This window comes from Micromonospora sp. 050-3 (assembly GCF_046549335.1).
GTDB classification, from domain to species: domain Bacteria; phylum Actinomycetota; class Actinomycetes; order Mycobacteriales; family Micromonosporaceae; genus Micromonospora; species Micromonospora trifolii.
On sequence record NZ_JAJPVX010000001.1, the window covers coordinates 3,173,283 to 3,196,704 of the forward strand.

A 23,422-nucleotide genomic window follows, 5' to 3' on the forward strand; every position below is an offset into this window, starting at 1 on the left:
GCAGGACCGGAGGGTGGCGGCCGTCGGGCCCACGAAAGGACACGGGACGGGCTGGATGCCCGTCCCGTTTCTCGTCCGTGCCGCCGCGCTCACCGCTGCAGCGCGGGCTCCTCCTCGTCGGCGAGCGTGTGTCGACCGATCGGCGGCCCTGCCGCTGGACGGGACAGCCGGCTCGGCCACCAGATCCGCCGGCCGATCAGGAGGGTGAGGGCGGGCACCAGGACCGACCGCACCAGCAGGGCGTCGAGCAGCACGCCGAAGGCGACCAGGAACCCGACCTCGATGAGCATCACCAGCGGAAGTGTGGCGAGGACCGCGAACGTGGCCGCCAGGACCAGCCCTGCCGAGGTGATGACGCCACCGGTGGCCGACAGGGCCTTCAGCATGCCCTCTCGGGTGCCGAGCCGCACGGTCTCCTCCCGGGCCCGGCTGGCCAGGAAGATGTTGTAGTCGACGCCGAGCGCCACCAGGAACAGGAATGCCAGCAGCGGCACCGAATAGTCGATACCTTCGAACCCGAGGATCGTGTCGAAGACGAACACGCTGCCGCCGAAGGCCGCCGCGAACGAGACAATCACAGTCGCCATCAGGACCAGCGGGGCCACGATCGCGCGCAGCAGCAGCCCGAGGACGATCAGGACGACGGCGAGCACCAGCGGGATCACCCGCTTCTCGTCGCGGCTGGTGGTCACCTCGGTGTCGAGGTTCTCCGCGCTCGGCCCGCCGACGATCGCCTCCGCCCCGTTCACCGCGTGCACAGCGGTGCGCACCCGCTTGATCGTGTCGTACTCCGCGGCGGTGTCCGGCGCGTCGGTCGGGAACACGGAGATGTCGGCCCAGCCTCCGACGGTCTGGCCCGGGACGGCCTCTGCCACGCCGGGAGTGCGCTTGACGATGTCGACCACCCGCTCCTGGTACGCCGGCCGCGTATAGATCGTCATCGGCTGGCCGCCGAGCTCCGGGAAGTGCTGGCGGAGGACGGTGAAGCCGGTGACGGACTCCGGCGCGGACAGGAACTGGTCCTGCTCTCGTAGGGCGCCGGTGTTACCCGTCAGACCGATGGCGAGCACGCCGAGGACTCCGAGTGAGCTGAGCGTCGCCACCCACCGTCGGCGGCTGATGGCGGTGCCGAGTCGTCCCCACAGCCCCGGCTTGTCCTGCACTGCTGTGCTGAACCGCGGGATGGCCGGCCAGAAGATTCGCCTGCCGAGCACTACGAGCACCGCCGGGAACAGCGTCAGCATGGCCACCAGCGCGCACAGGATGCCGGCCGCGCCGATCGGGCCCAACCCGCTGGTGCTGTTCAGGTCCGCGACGAGCAGGCAGAGCAGGCCGGCGATCACGGTGGCCGCGGACGCGACGATGGCCGGCGCCGCGCCGCGTAGCGCGTGGACCATCGCAACCCGGACGTTCTCGTGGTGGTGCAGTGCCTCCCGATATCGAGCGATGAGCAACAGCGCGTAGTCCGTGCCGACGCCGAATACCAGGATCGTCAGCAGCGCCGAGTTCTGGTCGTTGACCACGATGCCGAAGCCCTTGACGAGCAGGTAGACGGTCGCCATCGCGGTCAGTGCGGCCGCGCCCACGGCCACGAGCGGGATGAACCACAACACCGGGCTTCGGTAGGTGAGGATGAGCAAGAGCGTGACGACGACGACGGTGGTGAGGAAGACCTGGAGGTCGATGCCGTCGAAGACAGCGTCCATGTCGCCGTCGATCGCGGCCGGGCCGGTCACGTCGAGTTCCAGGCCGGTGGGGCGGTCCTTCGCGGCGTCACGCAACGGGCCGACGATGGCCTCCGGTGCGCCGTAGGTCGTGCTCACGTCGAGGGTGAACATCATCGCCTTGCCGTCGGTGGAGAGTCTCGTCGCCGGGCCCTCGTCGTCCTCGCCGGCCGCCACCTTCGGCGGGTACCGCTCGGCAAGGGTGTTGTAAAGGCGCTCGACCGTCGCGCGGTCGGCGTCGGTCATGCCGCCGGCGCGGTGGTACACGAAGGCGAACGTGTTGTTCTCGCCGCCGGGGAGACTGTCCTCCAGCACCGCCACCTTGGTGGATTCGGCGCTGGCCGGCAGGGTGTCCACGGCTTTGTCGGTGGTGACCGAGCTCAATTTTCCGCTCAACGGCACCATGACCGCCGCGAGCGCCAGCCACAAGCCGATCACCAGCCACGGCACCCACCGGCCTGCCAACCGACCGGGCGGCGCTTCCCTGGGCGGCGCTGCGTTGACTGACATCGATTGCCTCCTGACGGGTTGCATCGCTTGTCTGAGGCCAACTTCGTACCGAGCGAATCTGAGACGACCGTTAATCCGGTGATCAGACCGGTTGGCAAGGCCCGGGCGACACAGCCGTCGGACCGGATGAGCATCGCGGCACGGCTCTCGTGCGGGTGTCGAACGGCGCTCCGGGAGTGGTACTGCGGTACCACCTCCCACCCGACGATGACGACCGCGGTACGACGAAACGAGACGGAATCTGTCCTAGCGTCCGGGCTATGAGGACATTTGACAGTCCACGGTGGAAGTTCGCGGCGGGCGCCATGACGCTGGTGACAGCGTTCGCTGCTGTCGCCGCTTGCGGGTCGGACGCCGACAACAGTGGGGCGCCCCCAGCTGCCGGCCCGCACAGCATGCACGCGGGCGCGTCGTCGGCTCCACCGCAGTCGCTGCGCGCCGGCGAGCGGTTCCTGGACCTGAAGATGGCCGAGGGCTACACGCCTACGGCGCCGGAGGGCGGCGGCACGGACGAGTACCGGTGCCAGGTGATCGATCCGGGCCTGACCAAGACGGCATTCGTGACCGGGTCCCAATTCGCACCGGAGAACGTCGCCATCGCGCACCACGCCATCGTGTACGCGGTGCCGCCGGACCGCGCTGCCCTGGTGCGCAAGCAGGACGCGAAGACGCCCGGCCTCGGCTGGCAGTGTTTCGGCGGGACCGGCGTGCCCGGCGCCGACGTGGAGGGCGACGACCAGGGCGCGACGTGGGTGGACACCTGGGCGCCGGGCGCCACGGAGACGCTGCTCGACCAGGACATCGGCTTCAAGCTGGGGCCGGGCAGCCTGATCATCCTCCAGATCCACTACAACCTGCTCGCGACCGACGGCAAACCGGCCGGGTCGGACCGCTCGGCGGTGCGGCTGCGGCTGACGGACGGCACGCCCCAAACCCGGGAACTCGAAACGTGGTCGCTCGACGCGCCGACCGACCTGCCCTGCGCCGCCGACGAGTCGGGTCCGCTCTGTAACCGGGCGGCCTCAATCGCGGACGTGACGAAGCGGTTCGGAGCGGATGTCGGCGAGTCGGCGGACCGTCAGGTGGAGGAATGCAACCCGGGCGGCGTGCCGAAGCCCGGTAACACCCAGAGCTGCGACCAGAAGGTGCCGGCGCCGATGACGCTGTTCGCCGGTTTCGGCCACATGCACCTGCTCGGGCGGGCCATCAAGGTCGAACTCAACCCGGGCACGCCGAACGCCAAGGTCGTGCTCGACGTGCCGCAGTTCGACTTCGACAACCAGCGGCTGATGAAGTTGCCGTCGCCGGTGGAGATCGGTCCGGGGGACACGCTGCGGGTGACGTGTACGCACGACGCGAGGCTGCGCAGACAGCTGCCGCAGCTGAAGAGGCTGCCGCCCCGCTACGTGGTGTGGGGCGACGGCACCAGCGACGAGATGTGCGCGGGCATCATGACGGTCTCCCCCCGCAAGTCCTGAGGAAGCGTCGAACGTGTGTGAGCAGACCGAGGTCGACGAGCCGAGAAACGGCTCTGAGCTCACACACGTCCGCACTGAACGGGCGGTGACGTGGAGGGCTGCAGGCGGACCCGGCAGCGGAGCGGCTGGGAACTACGGTCGCGCCCTCGACTGACGCGCGAGATGAAATGCTAGACCGGCCGGGTGAGTCTCAGGTTGTAGGCGAGGATGACCGCCTGGATCCGGTCCCGTGCGCCGATCTTGGCGAGGACCCGCCCGACGTGGGTCTTCACCGTCGACTCCGACAGCGTGAACCGTTGCGCGATCTCGCCGTTGGTGAGGCCCTGGCCGATGGCGACGAGGACCTCGCGCTCGCGGTGGGTCAGGAAGCTGAGCCGGGGATCCTTCCGCACGGGTCCGCAGAGGTCATCGTCGAGCCGGTCGGCGAACGCGTCGAGCAGCCGCCGAGTCAGCGCCGGCGCGATCACCGCGTCCCCAGCGGCGACGGCCCGGATGCCGGCGAGCAGCTCCTCCGGGCCGATGTCCTTGAGCAGGAAACCACTCGCCCCGGCCCGCAGCGCGGCGAACGCATACCGTTCCACGTCGAACGTCGTCAGCACCAGGATCCGCGAACGCCCACCGGCTGCGACGATGCGCCGGGTCGCCTCGATCCCGTCGACGCCCGGCATACGGATGTCCATCAGCACCACGTCGGGGCGCAGCTCGGTGATCCGCCGAACGGCCTCGGCGCCGTTGCCGGCCTCGCCGACGATCTCGGTGTCGGGGGTGCACTCCAGCAGCACACGAAACCCGAGGCGCTGCAGCGGCTGGGCGTCCACCACGAGCACAGAAATCACGAATGGCTGCCCTTCAGGGTCGAGACCCGCGTCGCCCGGCGATGCCCAGTTCATACCGAGCGAACCTGAAACGACCGTTAGAAACGGAACTCAGACGGACTTGCACGGCGAGCGTGCCGGTTTCACGCCGCTTTTCAACGAAGGATGAACAACAATCTCTCCGTCTGCCTCCGCCAGCCAACGCACTCACATCGGCAAATCCGGACGAAGTGCTGCTGCTCTGCCGTCACCCTTCCGTGGTCACTGATGAGTGGGACGATGCGAGCGGAGGAGTTCATGGCCTGTCGTCGCAGAGCAGCGTTCGTTGGTCAGGGCTGCGATGACGGTGGCGGCGGCGTCGAGTTTGTCGTGTAGTTGGCGGCGCTCGACTCCGGCGGCGGCAAGTGAACTCCCCTGCGCGACCGCTCTAAGCTGGGCGGCGAAGTCCGTCAACTTGCAGTCCGCTGCGGCCAAGCTCGTCGCGCCCCGCTTCTGCGGCACGAGACTGCGACGCGGACTTGGGACCATGCGCTCAGCTTGCCAAAACCCCTTGTTACCATCCGTGACTGAATCGAGCTTGTCATTGACTGTCAAAAATAGGCCTTGAGCTGCACAGACACGATCAAGCAGTGATCGCTTCTTGTCACAGTTTGTCAACGGCAGCCGGGGGTTTTCGGGGGGTAACCGGGGGCAGGCCGACAGGACAGCGCTGGGTCCCACCGCGCCCGCTCCCGCCGTGCGAACCCGAGGGTCTGCGCGTCATGCGCACGCCGCCGCATCATCATCGGACGCACCGGCGACGGCTCCGACTTGTGCGCGACCTGCTGCACCCCCGGCCAGCCGGCACCAGACTGCAAGACCTGCGGTGCGCCCAACGACCTTCTGCCGGACGGCAGGTGCCCCAGCTGCACCCTCGCCGCTCGCCTGACTGACGTGCTCTCACCCGCGCTCCCGGCGGCACTTGTGGCCCTGCACAGCGTGCTGACCGACACCGACAACCCCTATCGAGTCATCCAGTGGCTGCGGCGCAGCCGGACGGCTCAACTCCTCGCCCGAATCGAAGGGGGCCGGCGAGACTGTGATGTGAAGCGATCCACGTCGCTCTTGCGCAGCGTCATCGCAGCCGGGTCGGGTTGGTGCATGGCACTTATCGCGTACGACGAAGCCGACGCCGCCGCGTTCCAGGCGACCCGCCACCTCCACGACGGTGCGCTTGGTGCGTGGCGGGAGGCGATCACCCGGTACTTGGATCCGCAGCCGGGCATGCGCCTGCTCGACCTGGGCTGCGGCACCGGAAGCTGGTCACAGGCGTTCCAAACGTGGTGGCCCGCCACTGACGTGCTCGCCGTCGAACCATCCCCCGCGATGCGTGGCCGTGCTGTCTGCGCGCCGGTCCTCGCCGGCGACGCCGCCGACATCCCGGCCGGCGACGCGAGCATCGATGCGGTCTGGCTTTCCACCGTCGTGCACCACATTCCCGACCTGCCCGCTGCCGCCCGTGAGATCCGCCGGGTTGCGAAACCCGGAGCCCCGGTCTTCATCCGTTCCGCGTTTCCGGGCCGCCACGAGGGCATCAACCTGTGTCGCTTCTGGCCGGAGACAATCACCGCGCTGAACGACAGCTACCCGAGCGTGGCCACCATCGAGGCCGCGTTCGCCACCTCAGGTTTCACCACCGCCGGACTCGAGCCGGTCGCGCAGGTCTCCGCACCTTCGCTGCCGGAGGCCGCCACCGGGCTACGCCGCGAGGCGCACACCTTGTTACAGCTGATCAGCGATGATGCCTACGCGAAAGGCCTTGAACGGCTGCACGCCGCCGCACGAACTGCCACCGGACCGTTGATCGACGTCCTGGATCTGCTCGTTCTGCGCTGACCGTCGGCGCCGACCCCGACTCAGCCGTGCTCCAGACGGGCGGGTGAGATGTTCGGGAAGGTCCCCAGCCGTCTCAGCCGTCGCCCGCACATCGGCGTAGCCGAGCCACATGCTCTGCCGTCAGACGAGTGGCTTGGTGCACAGCACGTCCGGGCACGGCAGGTAGCCGAGCCGTTGCCAGAACGCCAGCCCGGCCGCGTTGTCCGGCAGCACCAGCAGGTTCACCCGCGGGCAGCCGATGCGGCGCAGGCGCACCTCGAGTTCCGCAACCAGCCGCGTCGCAATACCGCGCCGCCGGTGCTGCGGGTGCACCGCCAGGCGCAGGATCCAGCCCCGCCGGCCGTCGAAGGTGCCCATCACAACCCCGCACACCCGGTCACCGTCCTACGCCACCACCATCAGCGACGGGTCGGTGATCTCGTGGCGCGGCAACGTCTCGCGGCCTGCGGCCGTCCACACGGCGCACACCGCCTCGTAGTCGTCCGAGGAGAAGGAACGAATCACGGGCATGAACCTAGCCCGCCAGCAGGCTGGTTCGGCGCGCAACTATCGCAGGGTGGACGGCTCGATCGATGCCCTGCCGCGCCGAGCGATGCTGAGAGCATTCACTGCCGCTATCCGGACAGGATGCGGTTTCTTGTGGGCTAAATGGCGCACACCTGTGCACCGCACGTCCTCAGCAGGAGTCTCGGTTCAGCTCCGACAACGGCTTCCACATGGGGCTCTCGGCAACGCGACTGGCGGCGCTACACGTCGCGCTTGCGGCGTACGTCGCCTGCCACAGCCGCTCGGCGTGCTGGACGGCAGGTCACCTGCCAGCCTGGCAGCGCATCAACCGCAAGGGCCCCCACCGCCTCTTTCGTGAAAGGTCGTCAGGTAACAGACAGCGTTCACGGGTGTCCTTCTCTACCGTTGGCGTTTCGCGGCTCAGTCGGTCCAACGGGGAGGACATCATGAGCGGGCGGCGGCAGGCCCTTCTGTGCGGCATCTCGGTGGCCCTGTTAGCAGTTACCGGTTGTACCGGCGGAGACAAAAAGATCGAGGTGAGCACCAAAGACGCTTTCGCCGCGGCCATAGAAGCGATGCGGCAGGCACCCGGGCTGCAGTACACGTCAGATCTGGGGGGCATGGCGGTCACCACGCGCGCGACCAGCGCCGGCCAGTCGCTGAGCACGATGGCACTCGGCGGGATCATCGTGCAGAGTTTGAGCATCGGCGGCACGGCCTATGTCCGCTTCCCCGACGGCTTCGCGGTCCCTGGCACCACCGGCGCGCAGTCGAGTTTGTTGACCGGTAAGTGGCTCACCGGAGGAGCCGCAGCCGGCCCCGCCGCTCAGCGGGCTCTCACGCCCCGATCCCTCGCTGGCGCCGTCGACGAACGCCTCCGCGCCGACGGCACCACTTTCCCGCGTTCAGGTGACACAACGCCGGTGGAAGGGGTGACGACGTGGAAGGCCACCACCTCTCAGGCCGAAATCTTCGTGAGCACACAGCGTCCGCATCGGCTGGTGCAGATCGTGTCCAAGGAGGGAGGTGCGTCACTTCCGTCCTTGCCGAGCCTACCGGCCTTCCCGACCAGGACCGGTGCTCCCTCAGCCCCTGATCTACCAAGTCTGCCGCCGTTGCCGAGCCTGCCGTCACTGCCCGGCATGCCGACGCTGCAAGGCGCCGCACACGCCTCCACGGCTCGGGCCCACAGTGGCGGTTCGCTACAGGTCAGCTGGCGGCGGACGGCACCTGCGGCGCCGACGTTGCCCGGACGGATCCGCGTGGCCGACATGGGGCAACCCGAGGTGGATGCCCTGTTCCGCGACCTGACCAGAAATGCCAAGGAGCTGGAGAGTTCGTTCGACCTGTCCTACCAATTCACGGCCAAAGGCAGCGCCCGCTTCACCGGATGCGGTCCCGGCGCCTGCCGGATAACCGTCACCATCAGCAGCCGCTTCGTGGGCAAGGACCTGCAGACGCCCAAGTCCGCCAGCGCCACCATGACCGTCACGATGACCGGTGATGGCAGACCAGTCGGCGGCTGCACCACCACAGGCACCCTGCCGGTCAACGGCACTGGCCAACTGAGCTGCACCAACGTGTCCCCCGCTTGGACCAGCTGGTACCTGCGGGCCCGCGCTCAGCGCGGCGCGCACGTCTACGCGGCGCAGGCTCAGGTGCTGGCGCGTGCGGTGACACGCGTGCAAGTCCAGCGGATCCTCGATGAGCTGCAAGAGTGGCTCGACGACGCCCGCACCCGCCTGCAGCCGACGCCCACGGCCGCGCCGAGCGCCAGCGCATCGCCCGCACCGGCTACCGCCTCCCCGTCGCCCAGCAGAAGCACATGCGTGAGTTCCCGTCCGGCGGGCGCGCAGGGCAGCGGCGGCGGGTGGATCGTAAACGCCACACAACCGGTGGCCCACCGCAACAAGACCACCACTCCTCCAGGCGGTCCCGGTGCTCGGGCCAGCCAGGCGACCGCCTGCATCACCAAGCCCGCCGCGACGGGAACCGACGCTCAGGGAGACATCACCGGCTGGCAGGACGCCCAATCGTTCGCTACCAGAAACGGCGGCGGCAGCCTCGCCCGGTGCCACCTCGTCGCCAATGTCCTCGGAGGCAAGGGCATTGCGGTCAATCTGGTCCCCTGCTGGCAGGTGGGCATGAACACCGGCACGCCCAGCATGCGCACATATGAGCAGACCGCCCAGACAGCGGTGGGACGGTTGGACGCCGGCGAGGCGGTGTACTACGAGGTGACAGCGCAGTACCGCGACGCCACCAGCACCATCCCGACGTCGGTCACCATGAGCGCTACCGTCCAGAGGGCCGACGGCACGACACAGCCCCTTTTCAGCGGCAGTATCGTGCCCAACACTCGGACGGTTAACGGAGCGGTGGTCAACCTTGGAAACTGACGGTCCCGGGCCATCAGCAGCCGGCGCCCCCCGCAGCACCCCGCCACGGCCGGCCGACATCGCGGTGGTGTTCCCGCAACTGGTGCCGCTGGCACGCACGACGACACGTCTGCACCCACGTCCCGGCTCACCGTCTGTCCGCGGCAGCTCGGTCGGCGGGCCGCTGCTGTGGCCGGTCAGCGAGGCGTGGCCGTTCTGCGATGGTCCGCACCAGCCGGACAGCCGACCGGCGACAACGGTGCAGGATGTGAGACTGCTGCGGCAGCTCATGACGGCGGCGAACAAGCGTCCTGCCGGTGACATGCTGTTCACGCCGCAGGAGCAGGAGGTCGTGGACCGTATTGATCGTGGCCGCCCCTGGCCCGAGGAGCCAGTGGCGTTGCTGCCCGTCGCCCAGCTCTATCTTCGCGACGTGCCCCAGCTACGTGTGCCCGAGCAGGCGGACATGTTGCAGGTGCTGTGGTGCCCATTCGACCACCCCGAGCAGCAGATACCTAAGACGGCGCTGTTCTGGCGCTCCTCGACCCGGCTCACCGACGTGGTCGCCTCTCCCCCGCAACCCGTTGCGGTCCAACATGAGGGTTACGTGCCGCAACCGTGCCTCATCCATCCTGAGCAGGTGACGGAATATCCCGCCCCGCTGGAGCTGGAGCAGGGCCTGCGCGAGCAGGTGGAGCAATGGAGCGCTCGGCAGAAAGCCGGCGCTGCCCCGGAAAGCGCGTACGACCAGGCAGAGTCGGCGTTCTACCAGTACGAATTGTCCGTTGCGCCGGGCTGGAAGGTCGGCGGCTGGGCGCCCTGGAGCTTCACTGACCCTCGTCCGCTGCCCTGCCAGAGCTGCGGAACACCGCTCGAGCCGCTGCTGACGATCGCCTCGAGCGAGTGGGACGACAGCAAACACAGCTGGATCCCCTACGAGGACAGAGACGACGCCACGCGTGAGGTATACCCGGACCCGGCGCGGCCGAGCCTGGTATCTATCGCCGGGTTCAACCTGCAGCTCTACGTCTGTCCGGTATCGCCGGAGCATCCACACGCCGAGTTGCTGCAGTAGCGCGGCCGGACGGAGCGCTGCGTCGTCATGCATCTGGGCGGTAAGCGAGGAGACCTCCTGGCGCACCGTGCTGGCCGGCACCGAGCATCGCGGCTGGGCGCAGAAACCGGCACACCGATCTTCCCCGACCCGCTGACAACCCTGCCGAACGACGAGCCCACAACGGTACGGCTGACGACCGGCCCCAACGGCGTGACGCTGCGACACGAGGCATTGCGGGGCCGGCACGCCGTCGCCCTCCGCCTGATCTGGGACCACCTGCTGGGCGGTCCGCCGCGCGATTCGGGTGGCCGGGCTGGAGCAACTCGGCTGGATCGCCGATGCTCTCGCCGCCGCCGAGGACAGCCGTCCACTGCCCCGCGCCTTCATCGAACAGGGTGGTGCCGCCGCGTTCCGCCGGCTGCTGTCCGACCCCGAGGTTCCCCGCACCACCATCCCGGACCGAGCCCGAAAGCGTTCGGCGCGCAGGGTGCCACCGAGATGCTCCAGCAGGCCGCCGCATTCCCCGCCCTGACCGCGCTGGTCAACGACGACCCACTGGCAGCCGCGATCGACGCCGTCTACAACGCGGCGTCCGCCCAAGGCGACGACCACACCCGCCTCCTCACCGAGGCCCAGGAAGCTCTACGTTGAACTGCTCACCGTCGCGGCAGCCGCGACGCCGTCGAAGCTCAGCCTTGATCGCCCTCCGACAAGGGCACCCATCGCATTCTTGTCACTGGTCGTTAGCCGCAGGCGAGTTTCTCGGGGGGATGAACGGGGGCAGGCCGACAGTCCGTCGCCAGGACCCCGCCGTAGCCCACTCCCCCACCATGGGACCTACGGTCACCGAGAAAACGACCCATCACGACCCGCCTACCGTAGGGATGGGGGTTCGTGTCGGCGGGACGACACGATCTACGCCCGACCATCGTCGATGCACTTCTCAGCGTCGGCAAGAGCTGGAACAGCGTAGGGTCAGCGTGCAGTGAAGGACTTCGCGACCGCCGCGGATCGTCCGCCACCTGCACGCCGCGATCAGGCGAGTACCACGCTGCACGTTCACCGACCTGCGCCAGGAGGTTCGAACATGTCCAAGGACTCGACGAGCAAGGCGAACGTCAAGAAGAAGGGTAAGACGACAAAGGAGAAGCAGACTGCGAAGCGCCTGAAGCGCGACGAGCAGAACGGCAAATCCTCAAACGTCGTTTCCACCGGGCGCTGACGCCAGCAGCATCGCCCAATTGTCCGAATGCGGCGAGTAGGTGGGGGCTGACGATCGTCGGCTCCCCACCTGCCGCTGCTGCCTTGGAGCCGACGCCCTGCCGGCACCGCGGAACGCCCATGGGCCTGCCAGGGCGGTACAGCCCTGGGTATTGGTCACGATCGTCGGGGCAAGTCCAGCGCAGACAGGGCGCTCCGGGCCTCGTCGGCGAGGTTCCTGTTGCCCAGCCTTTCGTATTCGTCGATCGCCGCCCGGAACGCCTGGACCGCCTCGTCCCGGCGACCCTGAGCTTCGGCGACTGATCCGAGGGCTTGGTGCGCCGCGCCTACCCCGGCGCCATGCCGGATCCGTAGGAAGATCTCCAGCATGGCGCGGAAGTCCTTCTCGGCGTCACGGTGCCGCTCGTCCTCCACGGCGAGCCAGCCACGCTCGTGGAGGCAGTATCCGCGGAGGAACTCGTCGCCCAGACGGTCGGCGATGCTGAAGGCCCGCGTCGTCAGGGCAGACGCCTCCGTCGGGTGGCCGGCGAGCTTGTGTCCTGCAGCCAACCCCAGGTGCACGTAGCCGTGCAAGGCTGTCTCCGGCGCCGAAAGGAGCGCTGCCGCTCGTTCCAGCATGGGGATGCTGCGCTCGGGACGACGAAGGGTGTTGTAGAGGACGCCCAGGGCGGAGCGAACCTCGATCTCCTCCTCGACCGCGTGCGATCGTTGGAAGAGTCGCAGGGCATGGAGCAGCTGCCCTTCCGCCTCGTCCGGACGGCCGTGCGCCCGCAGCGCCTCGCCCAGCCGGCGCGTGGTCTGTGCCAGCTCTCCCGGATCGTCGAGTCGCTCGGCGACTGCGACGGCCTCCCGCGCGGTGGTCAGCTCACGCTCGACCTCGCCGGCCAGTCCGTAGGAATGCGAAATCCATCGCAGTGCCCGCACTCTTCTCCGGTCATCGGCTGCCGCCCGCTCTGCCGAGCGCCACAGCTGTAGCCGGTAAGTGTGGTCGTCGGCTGCGGTCAGCAGCGGGTGCACCGCCTCCACCAGTGCCCACGCCTGATCGGTGAGTCCCTCCGCAACCGCGGTGCGCAGCACGGCCAGAATGTTGTCGCGTTCATACGCGACGTCGCCACCGGATACGGCCAGGTCCCGCAGCCAATCCAGCTGCCGGATCAGGCAGGCAATACGGTCGCCGGGCGTCTCTTCCCGCTCCAGCATCTCAGCGGCGAACAACCGCAGGAGGTCGTGCAGCCGATAACTCGACGGTGTCGGCGCCTCGATCAGGAAGGCGTCCACCAGCCGGTCCAGGGCATCCTGCACGATCCGTCGATCAAGTCCGCACCGACGGGCCGCCGACTCGACGCCGAACACCACACCCGGGTGCGCCCCGGCTCGCCGGAACACCAGCCGGTCCACGTCGCTCAACTCGTCGTACGTGGACTGGAAGGTAGACCTGATTGCCCCGTCGCCCAGCCGCAGCTCGTCGAGCCGACGGTTCTCGTCCGCCAAGCGGTCGGCGAGAGCGGACGGAGTCCAGGTTGGTCGGACCCGGAGCCGAGATCCGACGATGCGCACCGCAAGCGGTAGCCCCGCGCAGATCTCGACCAGCCGTCGTGCGCCCGAGGGGTCGGCCGCGACACGGTCCGCGCCGATCGTGGCGGTCAACAGCTTCAGTGCCTGCCCGGGCGATAGCGCGTCGAGGGTCAGGACCGCGGCTCCCGGCAGATCGGCGATGAGCCGGCGACTCGTGACCAGTGTGAGACAACCCGCGCCCGCGGGGATCAGCGGTCGCACCTGCGCCGCGTCGACGGCATCGTCGAGCAGGACGAGGAGCCGTCGGTCGGCGACCGTTGAGCGGAAGCGCGAGGACAACTCGTCAAGCGTGCCCCGCCGTTCCTCAGCGTCGCGGCCGACCGCCCGCAGCAACCGGATCAGGGCTTCCTGTGGTGGCACGGGAGTGGCACTGGCGCCGCCCAGGGCGACGTACAACTGGCCGTCCGGGAAGTGCTCACGGACCCCGTGGGCGTACGACAGGGCCAGCGCCGACTTTCCCGTGCCCCCCGCTGCGGAGATGACGACGACCTGCGCTCCCGCCCCGACCAGCTCCTCGACAGCAGCCAGCTCAGCCTCGCGGCCGACGAGTCGGGGCGCGACCGGAAGTTCACTCAGCGGAGCCGGGTCGTCCGCAGGCGGGGGAACCGGTGACGCCGAAGGCTGGCTGGCCTGTCCCAGCCGGTGCTGCCACAGGGCGAGACCGACCCCGGTGAGGGCCAGGACGGCGACCGTGGGCCAGGCCAGCCATCCGTACGCCGCGACCGGCTCGGGCAGTTCACCGCCGGTCGCGACGTTGACCACGACAGCCAGCACGACTGAGAGCAGACTCGACACCGTCACCAGCAGCAGCGTCACATGCCGGCCAGGAACTCCGTCTCCGGCGACACGACGCGGGCCACCACGCCCTCTGACGCCACTCAACCGACAGCCACCCTCGCCGCGTCGAGGAACGCCAGGCGGTTTGCTTCGAGATAGTCCCGGACGCTTTCCCCGTCCGGCAGCCCCTCCCAGACGACGAGGTTGAGGTCGAGAAAGTAGACCCGCGCCGCCTCATGCACCGCGAGCGGGAACGTCAGCCGGATCAGGCGCTCCGAGACCCAGACCCGGTTCATCACAGTCTGCGTCTCGACGAGCCAATCGTCGCCGACCGTCCAGCTCGTCGGACGGTTGAACGCGCACCGCTCCGCCTCGGCCGTCACCTCGATGAACCTCTCAAGCTGGGCGAGCCGTTCCGCGCGACGGCCCTCCGCCAGAGCGAGACCCCGCCGCCGCTCCTCGGCCCGCTCCGCCGAGCGTTGGGTCTGATGCTGCACGCCGAAGGACAGTGCGCCGCCGAGGGCCACGCCACCCAGCGAGAGCATCGACACCCAGAGATCGCTCGGCATGCGGCCATGATGCCAGTTCCGCTCCACGCGGAACTTCCCTGGCGCCGGTCCCGGTTCCCGAGGCAGGGCCTCGTTCGGCTGGCACCCTTGGCCTGATGACCTCTGGAGGACACAATGCCTCCCGTGAACAGGCAGAACCTGACGACGGAAGAGGCACATGCGTGGCCTCGTGCTTTGGCCGTGGCCGCGCTCCTAACCTCCGCTCTTGCCGCTGGCTGGTCGCACCTCGCGCAGGGCAACGCATCGGGCGTTTGGATGGGGTGGCTTCCGGCCGTGATGACAGCGATCCCCCTGTTCACTGTGCGTCGTAAACCGTTCGAATACGCCTGCCTGGCAGCTGGGGTCCTGGTGCTTTGCCTGGCGGTCGTGGGCGCATCCCTCGTGATGCTCTTCCCGGCCGCCCTGATTTTCTTGGCTGCGGTTGCGGATCCGCGGCGGGCACCACGGCGGGCACGTGTGTCGGTGCTCGTCGGCGTGTTGCTGGCAATCGTTGCAGGCGTGGCGCTGGCCGGGGGAATCTACCCGGCGCTGACGTCCCCGCCGGTCGGGTTCATTGTCCACACCAGTTCCGAGTTCACGGTGACCGAGCCGACGTTTGAACGCTTCGTCCACCGTGCCGCCAGGGGCGGCTATGGCGTGGAAGGTGGCGTGCGCGTCGACGCTGCGGGCGACGATGAAGGCCCCACCATCACCATCCAATTCCGCTCCAACCTTCCCGCAGACGGGCAGGAGCGGCTCCGGCGACACCTGGCGGAGGTGCCCGGTGTGACAAAGGTCTGCTCGTGGTACCGAGACAACCACCTACGCTCCCGGTGCTAGCCGCAGCCACCGCACACGCTCGTGACTCGCAGTGGGCCCGGGTTGTCCGGGACTCGCTGAACGCCTACCAAACCGCCACTCCGGCACCGCCTGTCGCGAGCAGGGCGGCCCCCAGGCCCCCACGTCGATGTCGATGTACACCGCCTGACCTCCACGCCGCGTCGCTACGATCGTGCAGGCTACGGCTCACTGTCCAGACGTAACGCCGCGCTCCGCCGGCTGCCCGGCAACGGTTGTAGCCGGTCCGGCACCGGTGACGCGGCTGAGGTATGACATGGCGAAGGCCTGCACTCACAGCCTCTGCGCCCTCCATTCCGCTCTTCCGATACCTCGTCACTCACCACGGCCCGCTGCGCCTGCCGTCGGCCAAACCCAGCAGAGGGCCCACGACGACGACCGCTATGTCCAATGCGGCGCAGTTAGCAGTTGCGGCGAGATGTCAAGCGGATGTGTCGATGCATATGGAACAGCGGAACTCCCGCTAAAGAGGGGTTGTCCTCACAAGACACCCTTCGAGCTGACGCAGGTGGTGCTGTTCGAGATGGTCGATGACGTCCTCGCCACGACCGGCACGACACAGACCCGGATCCGGGGCCTGCCGTCACGAGTCGCGGTCTACCTGCTGCTGGCCGTCGGCCTGTTCGCCGAGTCCGGCTACCGCCAGGTCTGGGCCAGACTCGTCTCCGGCCTCGGCGGTCCCGCCGTGGCCGCTCAGACGTCACCGGCTCTGGCCCAGGCCCCGTCGCCGGATTGGCGTCACCCTGATCGCTGGCCCTGCCGCCGCAGCCGAACAGTGGCGGGGATCCGGCGCTGCGGTTAGATTCGGAACATGTCTTCCACATCTGTCACAGATGTCGAAGGGCTGCGCGCGCTGGCTCATCCCGCGCGGCTGCGGATCCTGGATCTGCTCCGCGTCCACGACCGGCTGACCGCCTCGGAATGCGCGGCGCAGCTCAAACTCTCTCCCAAGTCCTGCTCGTACCACTTGCACGTGCTCGCCAAACAGGGCCTAGTGGAGCAGGGCTCTCCACTTGCCGAAGACACCCGGCAGCGACCCTGGCAACGCCGCTTCGACGAGGTACGGACGCCCTTGCCAGGAAAGACCGGTGGCGCGGACTCCGACAGCGCCCGCACGGACGCGATCGGCGCCGCGGCCCGGCACGACCTCAGGCTCTTCCTCAGCTTCCTGGCGTCACCGCTGGCAGGGAGCGACGACTGGGCATCGAGTACCACCGTGCACACCCGGACCGTCCTCATGACACCCGCCGAACTCGAAGCCTGGGGCGAGGCGGTCGAGGAAATCACCCGCCGCCACGTGGAGAAGGCGGGCCGGACCCGCTGCGACGGACGCGGCCCGGTCCGGCTGGCCGTGCGCGGCTTCGCGCAGACCGCACCAGGGACGGAGACTGCCGAATGACCGGTAACGAGACGACGGGCCTGCGCCGCTACGCCGCAGTGGTCGCGAACCGGCAGATTCTGGCGGCCCTGATCGGCGCACTCGTCGCACGGCTAGCCCAGACGATGTCACCGCTGCTCATCCTGCTGCTGGCCAACCAGCGGTACGGCGGGTTCGCCATTGCGGGCGCGGCCGCCGCCACCTACGGACTCTGCGCGAGCCTGAGCGGGCCGCTGATCGCCCGGCTGGCCGAGCGCTACGGCAACCTCGTCCTACTGATCGCCGGGATCCTGAGCAGCACCGGCCTGTTAGTCATCGTCCTGCCGTGGCAGTCGTGGAACTTCTGGGCCGGTGTCGTGCTGGCCGGTGCGGCGATCCCGCCGCTGAGCGCAACGCTGCGAGCCACGATCGCGACCAGCATCGAGGACCCGCAGGAACGCATCGCCGCGTACGGCCTGGACACCGTGGGCACTGAAGTGCTGTTCGTACTGGGGCCTGCCCTCGTCGGGCTGGTCGTGGTCTTGAGCAGCCCGACGGCTGCCCTGGCCGGAACCGCGCTGCTCCCGATTGCCGGCGCCACCACCCTGCTGATCCAGCAGCGTCGCGTCCCGTCGCCGGAGTCGTTGCCGGACGCGCCGGAGCAGGCTGCGGACCGCCGGATGCTGATCCGGCTTTCCCCGTGGCTGGGCGTGGCGGCGGTCCAGATGGCCGCGATCGGTCTTGTGGAGGTCGCGCTGATCGCGGTCGCGGTCACGTTCAGCTCCTCGGCCGCCAGCGGGGCAGTGCTCGCGACGTGGGCGGCGGGCAGTGTTGTGGGTGGATTGTGGTACGGGTCGCGGTCGTGGCGCGCGCCGGTGCGCCGGCAGGTCCGGCTGCTGCTGCTCGGCAGCGCTGTCGGGTTCGCCCTGCTGCTCGCCGCCCGGTCCGCTCCGGCCCTGTACCCGCTGGCGTTCCTCGCCGGCGTGTTCATCACCCCGGCGGCAGCGGCCCTGCTGACCGATCTGAGCGAGAACCTGACGGGCGGGCATCGGCTGACCGCGTTCGCTTGGCTGGCGTCCGCGAACGGGCTGGCCGGATCCTTGGCCTACGCCGCAGGTGGAGTACTGGTCACCGGCGCTGGGCCGTGGGCGACGATCGCCGTCGCCGCCACCCTCCCCGCGCTCGCGGCACTACTGTTCCGTAGCCGTGGCACAGGTCCCGGCCTTCCACACTCGACGTCTCAGAGTCAAGGACCTCTGCCGGCCCATGCCCGACCGTCCGCGAGACGGCTGTGAGAGATCGAAGCGGCACCGGCCACCGCCGCCCGTCATGTGGCGACGGCCGGGACAGACCAGGGGCGCAGGAACCTTCGAAGGTCCCTGCGCCCCATCGTGCGCGGTCTACCCGATCAGCTGTAGACCTCGAACTCGAACAGCGAATATCCCCAGGCCGTGGCGCGGACCGTACCGTTGATCCGCACGTAACGACCCGTGGCGGCCAGCGCGGTGTTGTCGTCCACCCCACCGTCGCCGCCGGTCACCGTCCGGACCGTGGTCCACGTCGTCCCGTTGGCTGACGTCTGGATCTGGTACCCCGAGCCGTACGCCCCCTCCCAGGTCAACTTGACCCGGTTGATGGGGTACGACTGACCGAGATCCACCTGGATCCACTGCGGGTCGGCGAAGGCACTCGCCCACCTGCTGGTCAGCGAACCGTCGACCGCAGCGGAGGCCGGGTAGGCGACCGCCTCGGTGCTCGACGCCGTCGCCGGCTTGTTCAACGCCAGGTTGCCCGAGGGCGGCTGTACGACGCCGCCCCCGTAGACCTCGAACTCGAACAACGAATATCCCCAGGCCGTGGCGCGGGCCGTACCGTTGATCCGCACGTAACGACCCGTGGCGGCCAGCGCGGTGTTGTCGTCCACCCCACCGTCGCCACCGGTGACTGTCCGGACCGTGGTCCACGTCGTCCCGTTGGCTGACGTCTGGATCTGGTACCCCGAGCCGTACGCCGCTTCCCAGGTCAGCTTGACCCGGTCGATGGAGGTCGACTGGCCGAGGTCCACCTGGATCCACTGCGGATCACTGAAGGTGCTCGCCCACCTGGTGGTCAGCGAACCGTCGACCGCCGCCGAGGCCGGGAATGCGCCGGACTCCGTGCTCGACGCCGTCACCGGCTTGTTCAACGCCAGGTTCCCCGATGGCGGTTGCGTGGTGCCGGAGGTGAACGTGAAGTCGTCGATGTCGAACAGCGATCCCGCGCCGCCGGTGAACACCAGGTACAGCTGGTGTGTTCCGGCCGGTGGGCTGATCGTCCCGGTGACGTCGGCCCACGTCTCCCAGCCACCGGTCGGGGCGACCTGCACCGTGCCGGCCACCGGGCCGGTCGGTGAGTCGACCCGCACGGTCAGCGTGCCACCGACGCCGGCCGAGGCGACCCGCGCCTTGATACCGGTGACGCCGGCCAGGTTGTACGGCGTGAAGGAAATCCAGTCACCGTTTTCGATGTACCCGATGGCGTTGCCGCCGTGGGCGCTGGGCTTGGCGGCGAGCTGGACGCCGTTCATGGTGCCAAAGTGTTCGGCCTGCCGGGTCCGCGGCTGCAGCACGTGCTGGTCCTGGACCGCGACCCCGCTGACCGGGGTGTAGACCGCGGCGAGCACCCCGATGATGTTCGCGGACGCGTCGTGTTCACCGTCCACCGTGGTCTGGATGGACCCGGTGCAGCCGTTCTTGCTGGTGATCGGGTGACCGTGACTGTCGTGGCCGAGGATGTAGTTGAGCTGGACCCGGTTGCAGTCGATGGTGCCGGCGTTCGGATCGGTGACCCTCACCTCGTAGGGCACCAGGTCGCCGAACTGGAACACGGATCCGTCGGCGGGTGTGATCAGTTGGATGGATGGTCGGCCGACCCCGATGACGGTACTGGCCGTCGAGGTTCTGCCGCCGGGGTCCCGTACCGTCAGCGTCGCGGTGTACTCGCCGTTCGCCGGGTAGGTGAACGTCGGGTTGGCCGCCGTGGAGTCGGTGCTGCCGTTACTGGTGAAGTCCCAGGCGTACGTGATCGGGTCGCCGTCCGGGTCGTTGCTACCCGCCGAGCTGAACTGCACGGCCAGCGGCGCCGCGCCGGAGGACGGGGTGGCGCTGATCTGCGCGATCGGTGCCCGGTTGCCGCCGGTGTTGTACTCGATCCGGTAGAGGGCCGAGTTGGCGTCGCCGCCGAACCAGGTGGTGCCGTAGTCGAGCACGTACAGGGCGCCGTCAGGCCCGAACTCCATGTCCATGATCGCGGTCCCGGACCACGGGATCGGCTCGATCGCGCCGGCCGTGCCGTTGGCGTTCAGGGTGACCGCCTTGATCCAGCGACTGGTGAACTCCCCGAGGAAGACCTTCCCGTTGTACGACGCCGGGAACTTCACGTCGGAGGCCAGCGCCGGGTTGAAGGTGTAGACCGGACCGCCCATGGGCCCGCCCCCACCCAATTCGGGCCGCCAGGGCCCCTGCCCGCCGTAGGGCAGCCAGGCCGCCTGCGACGGCGGCAGCGTGGTGATGCCGGTGTTGTTCCGGGAGTTGTTCGTCGGCCCACCGGCACAGTTGTACGGGCCGGACGACGGCCCGCTGGGGAACGTGAACTCCTGGTAGGGGGTGTTGTAGTTGGAGCAGTACGGCCAGCCGTAGAAGCCCGGCTGGGTGATCCGCTCGAACGAGACGGTGCCCGCCGGCCCGCGCTGCGGGTCGGCAGAGCCGGCGTCGGGGCCGTAGTCACCGAGGTAGACGACCCCCGTCGCCTTGTCCACGCTCATCCGGAACGGGTTGCGGAAGCCCATGGCGTACACCTCGGGCCTGGTGTTCGCCGTGCCCGGGGCGAACATGTTGCCGGCCGGGATGGTGTAGCCGCCCGTCGCACCCGGCCTGATCCGCAGCACCTTGCCGCGCAGGTCGTTGCTGTTGGCCGAGGTGCGCTGCGCGTCGTAGGCGGGGTTGCGGTCGGCCCGCTCGTCGAGCGGCGCGGAACCGGCCGAATCGAACGGGTTGGTGTCGTCACCGGTGGACAGGTACAGGTTGCCGGCGGCGTCGAAGTCAATGTCACCGCCGACGTGGCAGCACAGCCCACGGCTGGTCGGCACGTCGAGGATCGTCACCAGCGAGGCCGGGTCGATCGTGTTGTCGTCCCGCACAGTGAGCCGGGCCAGCTTGTTGGAGCCGTTGAACGGGGCGAACTGCGCCGCCGTGCCGGTGGACGGAGCGTCGCCGCCCGGCGTGCTGAGCGGCGGCGCGTAGTAGACGTACACCCAGCGGTTGCTGGCGAAGTTCGGGTCGGCCTTGATGCTCTGCAGACCCTCCTCGTCGTGGCTGTAGACCGGCAGCGTCAGGGCGATCTTGGTGTTGCCGTTGACGTCGGTGTACCGGATGACGCCGTTCCGCGAGGTGTGCAGCACACCCCGGTTGGGCAGCACGGTGAGGCCCATCGGTTCACCGGTCTCCGCCACGCCCTTGGCCAGGTTCACCTGGTTGAACGTGCCGACGGGAGCCTGCACCGAGCAGTTGCCGATGTTCTGCGCGGCGTACCTGATGCCGCCGAGCAGGTGGGTGCGGAAGTTGGCCTCGGTGTAGCTCTCCTGGGTATGGCCGAGGCCGGTGTACCAGGAGCGGCCGCCGTCGTAGGGCCGGCACCACGAGATCGGGTGGTCGCCGTTCATGGTGCCGCCGGTGTACGTGGCCTCGTTGAGATTCGCGAGGACGTGCACCTGCGAGCGGGGGTTGGTGCGGTAGTTGTACAACTCGTCGGTGCGGTTCCAGTTCACCGGGATGCCCGCGTTCGAAGGGTGGGCGGTGTCCTCGATGCGGACGGTGGCCGGCTGGATCGCGGGGTGGCTGGAGAAGTAGGCGCCGACGAGGTTGCCGTACCAGGGCCAGTCGTATTCGGTGTCGGAGGCCGCGTGCACGCCGACATAGCCGCCGCCGGCGCGGATGTAGCGCTCAAACGCGGCCTGCTGGGTCGAGTCGAGCACGTCGGCGGTCGTGGACAGCCAGATGACCGCTCTGAACCTGGCCAGGTTCGTGTCGGTGAACTGGGCGGCGTCCTCGGTCGCCTCGACCGTGAAGTTGCCCTGCGCGCCCAGTTGCTGGATCGCACTGATCCCTGCGGGGATCGCGTCATGCCGGAACCCCGCGGTCTTGCTGAAGACCAGCACCGAGAAGTCGGCCGCGAATGCCGGGGCGACGTTGACGCCCATCCCGGCCAGTACAAGAGCGACGATTAGCAGCACTCTGCGAATCATGATCGGTTGGTTACCTCTCGTGAGGAAGCAGCCGAAACGTGCGCCGATCACGTCTCGAACGTGGCCGCGGTAGGCGGCGCCGCGTGGGTAGGTCCCGGGACGCGCGCATAGCGGTGCCGCGTCTGTCCCGGCGATGGAGGGTCGTCGCCACGTCGCGCCTATGTGAAGGTCGCGCGGCGCCGTGATGGGGGGTGGGGGTGGGGTCGGGTGGACGTGGGCGGCTGTTGACGGTGCCTGGTCGGGGGTGCAGCGCCGTCATCTTCTTTGACCTCTACCCTCGGGAGAGCGCTCTCTCATCGAGGTTTGGAAAAGCTAACAGATTCGTCATCGCCCAACAACGGTTTCATCGACCGCCGTGAAATCCGACTGCCGAAGTCCGCCCCGGTCGGGTAGGTGGCAGCGACGAGATGATCCACGCGCTCGTGCGCGACGAGATCGAGACCGACTGTTTCTCGACAGACTGGATCCGGTCGTCGCTGCCCTGCGGGGCGAGGGGCGTGGCGGAGATGCCCGGCAGCAGGCCGCTGGCGCTCGAGCGACTGGGCACCGACCACGGGAGGCGGCAACCTCCCGCACCCGCCCTGTCCACCGATGCGTATGGATGACAAACCTGGTTGCGACCCCGGTAATCGGGGGGGTTTTCGGGGGGCGGTTCAAAATTCCATAACAAACTTAAAGCCCTGACCAGCGTTTCCACTGGTCAGGGCCCTTTGTCCCGTCGGGACAGTCGGATTCAAACCGACGACCCCTTGATCCCCAGGCAACCAACACAACTGCCCGACCTGCTCCCCTACGGCAGGTGAGCGGCGAGAGAAGTCTTCAGGCGTCCACGGCTGTCCGCCGATGTCGGTGCCGGTCGTCACTCAGCTAGTCACCCAGCTCGACTCATGCGCAGCCGGGATAGCCTCCCAGCATGCGTCACCTCACCCGGCCGTTCGTCCTCGGCGCACTCGCCCGCAGGAAAGGCGTTGAGCAGTTCGTCGGACCCATCACCCTGGGACGCGAGCGAGGCATCCGCTGGGTTGCGGTCTGGCCTTGGCAGGACGGGTACAACGTGTCCGTCCATGACGTACAGGACCTGGACGACGAGGACTACCACGACTTGTCCGCGTTCCCGCCCCTCGACCCCGAAGACGAAGACGACACGGGCTACGGCCGCGCGATCGGCCACTTTCAAGACCCGGCCGAGGCACTGTGGCTGGCAGAGCAGGACACCGAGGCGAACCCAAATCGGTGGGTCAACCACGGGGTTGCCGGGGATGACTATGCGGACTTCGTCTTGGCGAGGCGAGCCCAGCAGCAGCCCTGACCGCTGGTGGGACGGTAGAGCACTAGCTTGGGAAGCGCCTTGATTCGTACGGTGGGTAGTCACGTCACGCGAGACACAGCTACAGGGCATCGATTGCAGGACCGGCTGGGTAACGGTGTGCCCCGTGTTGGCCGCTGCGTCGGGCACGGACC

At 68.6% G+C, this 23,422-nt stretch carries 17 protein-coding genes; 11 read left to right on the forward strand and 6 right to left on the reverse strand.

Features of this window, described 5'->3' with window-relative positions; all coding sequences use genetic code 11:
* Positions 1 to 89: 89 nt before the first annotated feature.
* Positions 90 to 2,234 carry an MMPL family transporter gene (locus ACLJOK_RS14525; protein ID WP_410819055.1) on the reverse strand — a complete coding sequence of 715 codons (2,145 nt, stop codon included), beginning with the start codon at positions 2,232 to 2,234 and terminating at the stop codon, positions 90 to 92.
* Positions 2,235 to 2,494: 260 nt separating this feature from the next.
* On the opposite strand from ACLJOK_RS14525, the gene ACLJOK_RS14530 reads away from it, so the two are divergent.
* Positions 2,495 to 3,712 carry a monooxygenase gene (locus ACLJOK_RS14530; RefSeq protein ID WP_410819056.1) on the forward strand — a complete coding sequence of 406 codons (1,218 nt, stop codon included), beginning with the start codon at positions 2,495 to 2,497 and terminating at the stop codon, positions 3,710 to 3,712.
* Between the two features lie 170 nt (positions 3,713 to 3,882).
* Here the strand turns inward: ACLJOK_RS14530 and ACLJOK_RS14535 are convergent, their stop codons facing one another.
* Positions 3,883 to 4,548 carry a response regulator gene (locus ACLJOK_RS14535; protein WP_410819058.1) on the reverse strand — a complete coding sequence of 222 codons (666 nt, stop codon included), beginning with the start codon at positions 4,546 to 4,548 and terminating at the stop codon, positions 3,883 to 3,885.
* Between the two features lie 1,119 nt (positions 4,549 to 5,667).
* On the opposite strand from ACLJOK_RS14535, the gene ACLJOK_RS14540 reads away from it, so the two are divergent.
* Positions 5,668 to 6,402: a class I SAM-dependent methyltransferase gene (locus ACLJOK_RS14540; RefSeq protein ID WP_410819368.1), complete on the forward strand. Its 735-nt coding sequence runs from the start codon at positions 5,668 to 5,670 to the stop codon at positions 6,400 to 6,402.
* A gap of 120 nt (positions 6,403 to 6,522) precedes the next feature.
* Here ACLJOK_RS14540 and ACLJOK_RS14545 read toward each other — a convergent pair whose 3' ends face one another.
* Complete coding sequence (locus ACLJOK_RS14545; RefSeq protein ID WP_410819060.1) at positions 6,523 to 6,774, reverse strand: GNAT family N-acetyltransferase; 252 nt, start codon at positions 6,772 to 6,774, stop codon at positions 6,523 to 6,525.
* A gap of 581 nt (positions 6,775 to 7,355) precedes the next feature.
* Here ACLJOK_RS14545 and ACLJOK_RS14550 point away from each other — a divergent pair.
* The 4 genes from ACLJOK_RS14550 to ACLJOK_RS14565 all read left to right on the forward strand — a co-directional run bounded on the left by ACLJOK_RS14550 (position 7,356) and on the right by ACLJOK_RS14565 (position 11,566).
* Entirely contained in the window at positions 7,356 to 9,308 is a 1,953-nt protein-coding gene (locus ACLJOK_RS14550) for a DNA/RNA non-specific endonuclease (RefSeq protein WP_410819061.1), read from the forward strand.
* Positions 9,309 to 9,375: 67 nt separating this feature from the next.
* Positions 9,376 to 10,362 carry a hypothetical protein gene (locus tag ACLJOK_RS14555; protein WP_410819063.1) on the forward strand — a complete coding sequence of 329 codons (987 nt, stop codon included), beginning with the start codon at positions 9,376 to 9,378 and terminating at the stop codon, positions 10,360 to 10,362.
* A gap of 480 nt (positions 10,363 to 10,842) precedes the next feature.
* Complete coding sequence (locus ACLJOK_RS14560) at positions 10,843 to 10,995, forward strand: hypothetical protein (protein WP_410819065.1); 153 nt, start codon at positions 10,843 to 10,845, stop codon at positions 10,993 to 10,995.
* A 334-nt stretch (positions 10,996 to 11,329) separates the two neighbouring features.
* Positions 11,330 to 11,566 carry a hypothetical protein gene (locus tag ACLJOK_RS14565; protein ID WP_410819066.1) on the forward strand — a complete coding sequence of 79 codons (237 nt, stop codon included), beginning with the start codon at positions 11,330 to 11,332 and terminating at the stop codon, positions 11,564 to 11,566.
* A 155-nt stretch (positions 11,567 to 11,721) separates the two neighbouring features.
* Here the strand turns inward: ACLJOK_RS14565 and ACLJOK_RS14570 are convergent, their stop codons facing one another.
* Positions 11,722 to 13,941 carry an ATP-binding protein gene (locus ACLJOK_RS14570; protein WP_410819068.1) on the reverse strand — a complete coding sequence of 740 codons (2,220 nt, stop codon included), beginning with the start codon at positions 13,939 to 13,941 and terminating at the stop codon, positions 11,722 to 11,724.
* A gap of 77 nt (positions 13,942 to 14,018) precedes the next feature.
* Positions 14,019 to 14,486, reverse strand: coding sequence for a hypothetical protein (locus tag ACLJOK_RS14575; protein WP_410819069.1), 468 nt, complete (start codon positions 14,484 to 14,486; stop codon positions 14,019 to 14,021).
* Positions 14,487 to 14,609: 123 nt separating this feature from the next.
* Between ACLJOK_RS14575 and ACLJOK_RS14580 the strand changes: the two genes are divergently transcribed.
* From ACLJOK_RS14580 to ACLJOK_RS14595, 4 genes are all read left to right on the forward strand, one after another.
* Positions 14,610 to 15,305 carry a hypothetical protein gene (locus tag ACLJOK_RS14580; protein ID WP_410819071.1) on the forward strand — a complete coding sequence of 232 codons (696 nt, stop codon included), beginning with the start codon at positions 14,610 to 14,612 and terminating at the stop codon, positions 15,303 to 15,305.
* 526 nt (positions 15,306 to 15,831) lie between these two features.
* A complete protein-coding gene (locus ACLJOK_RS14585) occupies positions 15,832 to 16,125 on the forward strand; it encodes a transposase domain-containing protein (protein ID WP_410819072.1) in 294 nt (97 codons plus the stop codon).
* Positions 16,126 to 16,134: 9 nt separating this feature from the next.
* Entirely contained in the window at positions 16,135 to 16,722 is a 588-nt protein-coding gene (locus tag ACLJOK_RS14590; protein WP_410819074.1) for a helix-turn-helix domain-containing protein, read from the forward strand.
* Positions 16,719 to 17,975, forward strand: a complete 1,257-nt coding sequence (locus ACLJOK_RS14595; RefSeq protein ID WP_410819075.1) for an MFS transporter — start codon at positions 16,719 to 16,721, stop codon at positions 17,973 to 17,975. Before ACLJOK_RS14590 ends, ACLJOK_RS14595 begins: the two co-directional genes overlap by 4 nt.
* 113 nt (positions 17,976 to 18,088) lie before the next feature.
* Here ACLJOK_RS14595 and ACLJOK_RS14600 read toward each other — a convergent pair whose 3' ends face one another.
* Positions 18,089 to 21,961, reverse strand: a complete 3,873-nt coding sequence (locus tag ACLJOK_RS14600; RefSeq protein ID WP_410819077.1) for a ThuA domain-containing protein — start codon at positions 21,959 to 21,961, stop codon at positions 18,089 to 18,091.
* Positions 21,962 to 22,874: 913 nt separating this feature from the next.
* Between ACLJOK_RS14600 and ACLJOK_RS14605 the strand changes: the two genes are divergently transcribed.
* Positions 22,875 to 23,270, forward strand: coding sequence for a hypothetical protein (locus ACLJOK_RS14605; protein ID WP_410819079.1), 396 nt, complete (start codon positions 22,875 to 22,877; stop codon positions 23,268 to 23,270).
* Positions 23,271 to 23,422 lie beyond the last annotated feature (152 nt).

Coding starts and splice junctions, on each gene's coding strand:
- ACLJOK_RS14530 (WP_410819056.1), top strand. CDS start 2,495: ATGAGGACATTTGACAGTCCACGGTGGAAGTTCGCGGCGGGCGCCATG.
- ACLJOK_RS14540 (WP_410819368.1), top strand. CDS start 5,668: ATGGCACTTATCGCGTACGACGAAGCCGACGCCGCCGCGTTCCAGGCG.
- ACLJOK_RS14590 (WP_410819074.1), top strand. CDS start 16,135: ATGTCTTCCACATCTGTCACAGATGTCGAAGGGCTGCGCGCGCTGGCT.
- ACLJOK_RS14575 (WP_410819069.1), bottom strand. CDS start 14,486: ATGCCGAGCGATCTCTGGGTGTCGATGCTCTCGCTGGGTGGCGTGGCC.
- ACLJOK_RS14525 (WP_410819055.1), bottom strand. CDS start 2,234: ATGTCAGTCAACGCAGCGCCGCCCAGGGAAGCGCCGCCCGGTCGGTTG.
- ACLJOK_RS14600 (WP_410819077.1), bottom strand. CDS start 21,961: ATGATTCGCAGAGTGCTGCTAATCGTCGCTCTTGTACTGGCCGGGATG.
- ACLJOK_RS14560 (WP_410819065.1), top strand. CDS start 10,843: ATGCTCCAGCAGGCCGCCGCATTCCCCGCCCTGACCGCGCTGGTCAAC.
- ACLJOK_RS14550 (WP_410819061.1), top strand. CDS start 7,356: ATGAGCGGGCGGCGGCAGGCCCTTCTGTGCGGCATCTCGGTGGCCCTG.
- ACLJOK_RS14605 (WP_410819079.1), top strand. CDS start 22,875: ATGCGTCACCTCACCCGGCCGTTCGTCCTCGGCGCACTCGCCCGCAGG.
- ACLJOK_RS14595 (WP_410819075.1), top strand. CDS start 16,719: ATGACCGGTAACGAGACGACGGGCCTGCGCCGCTACGCCGCAGTGGTC.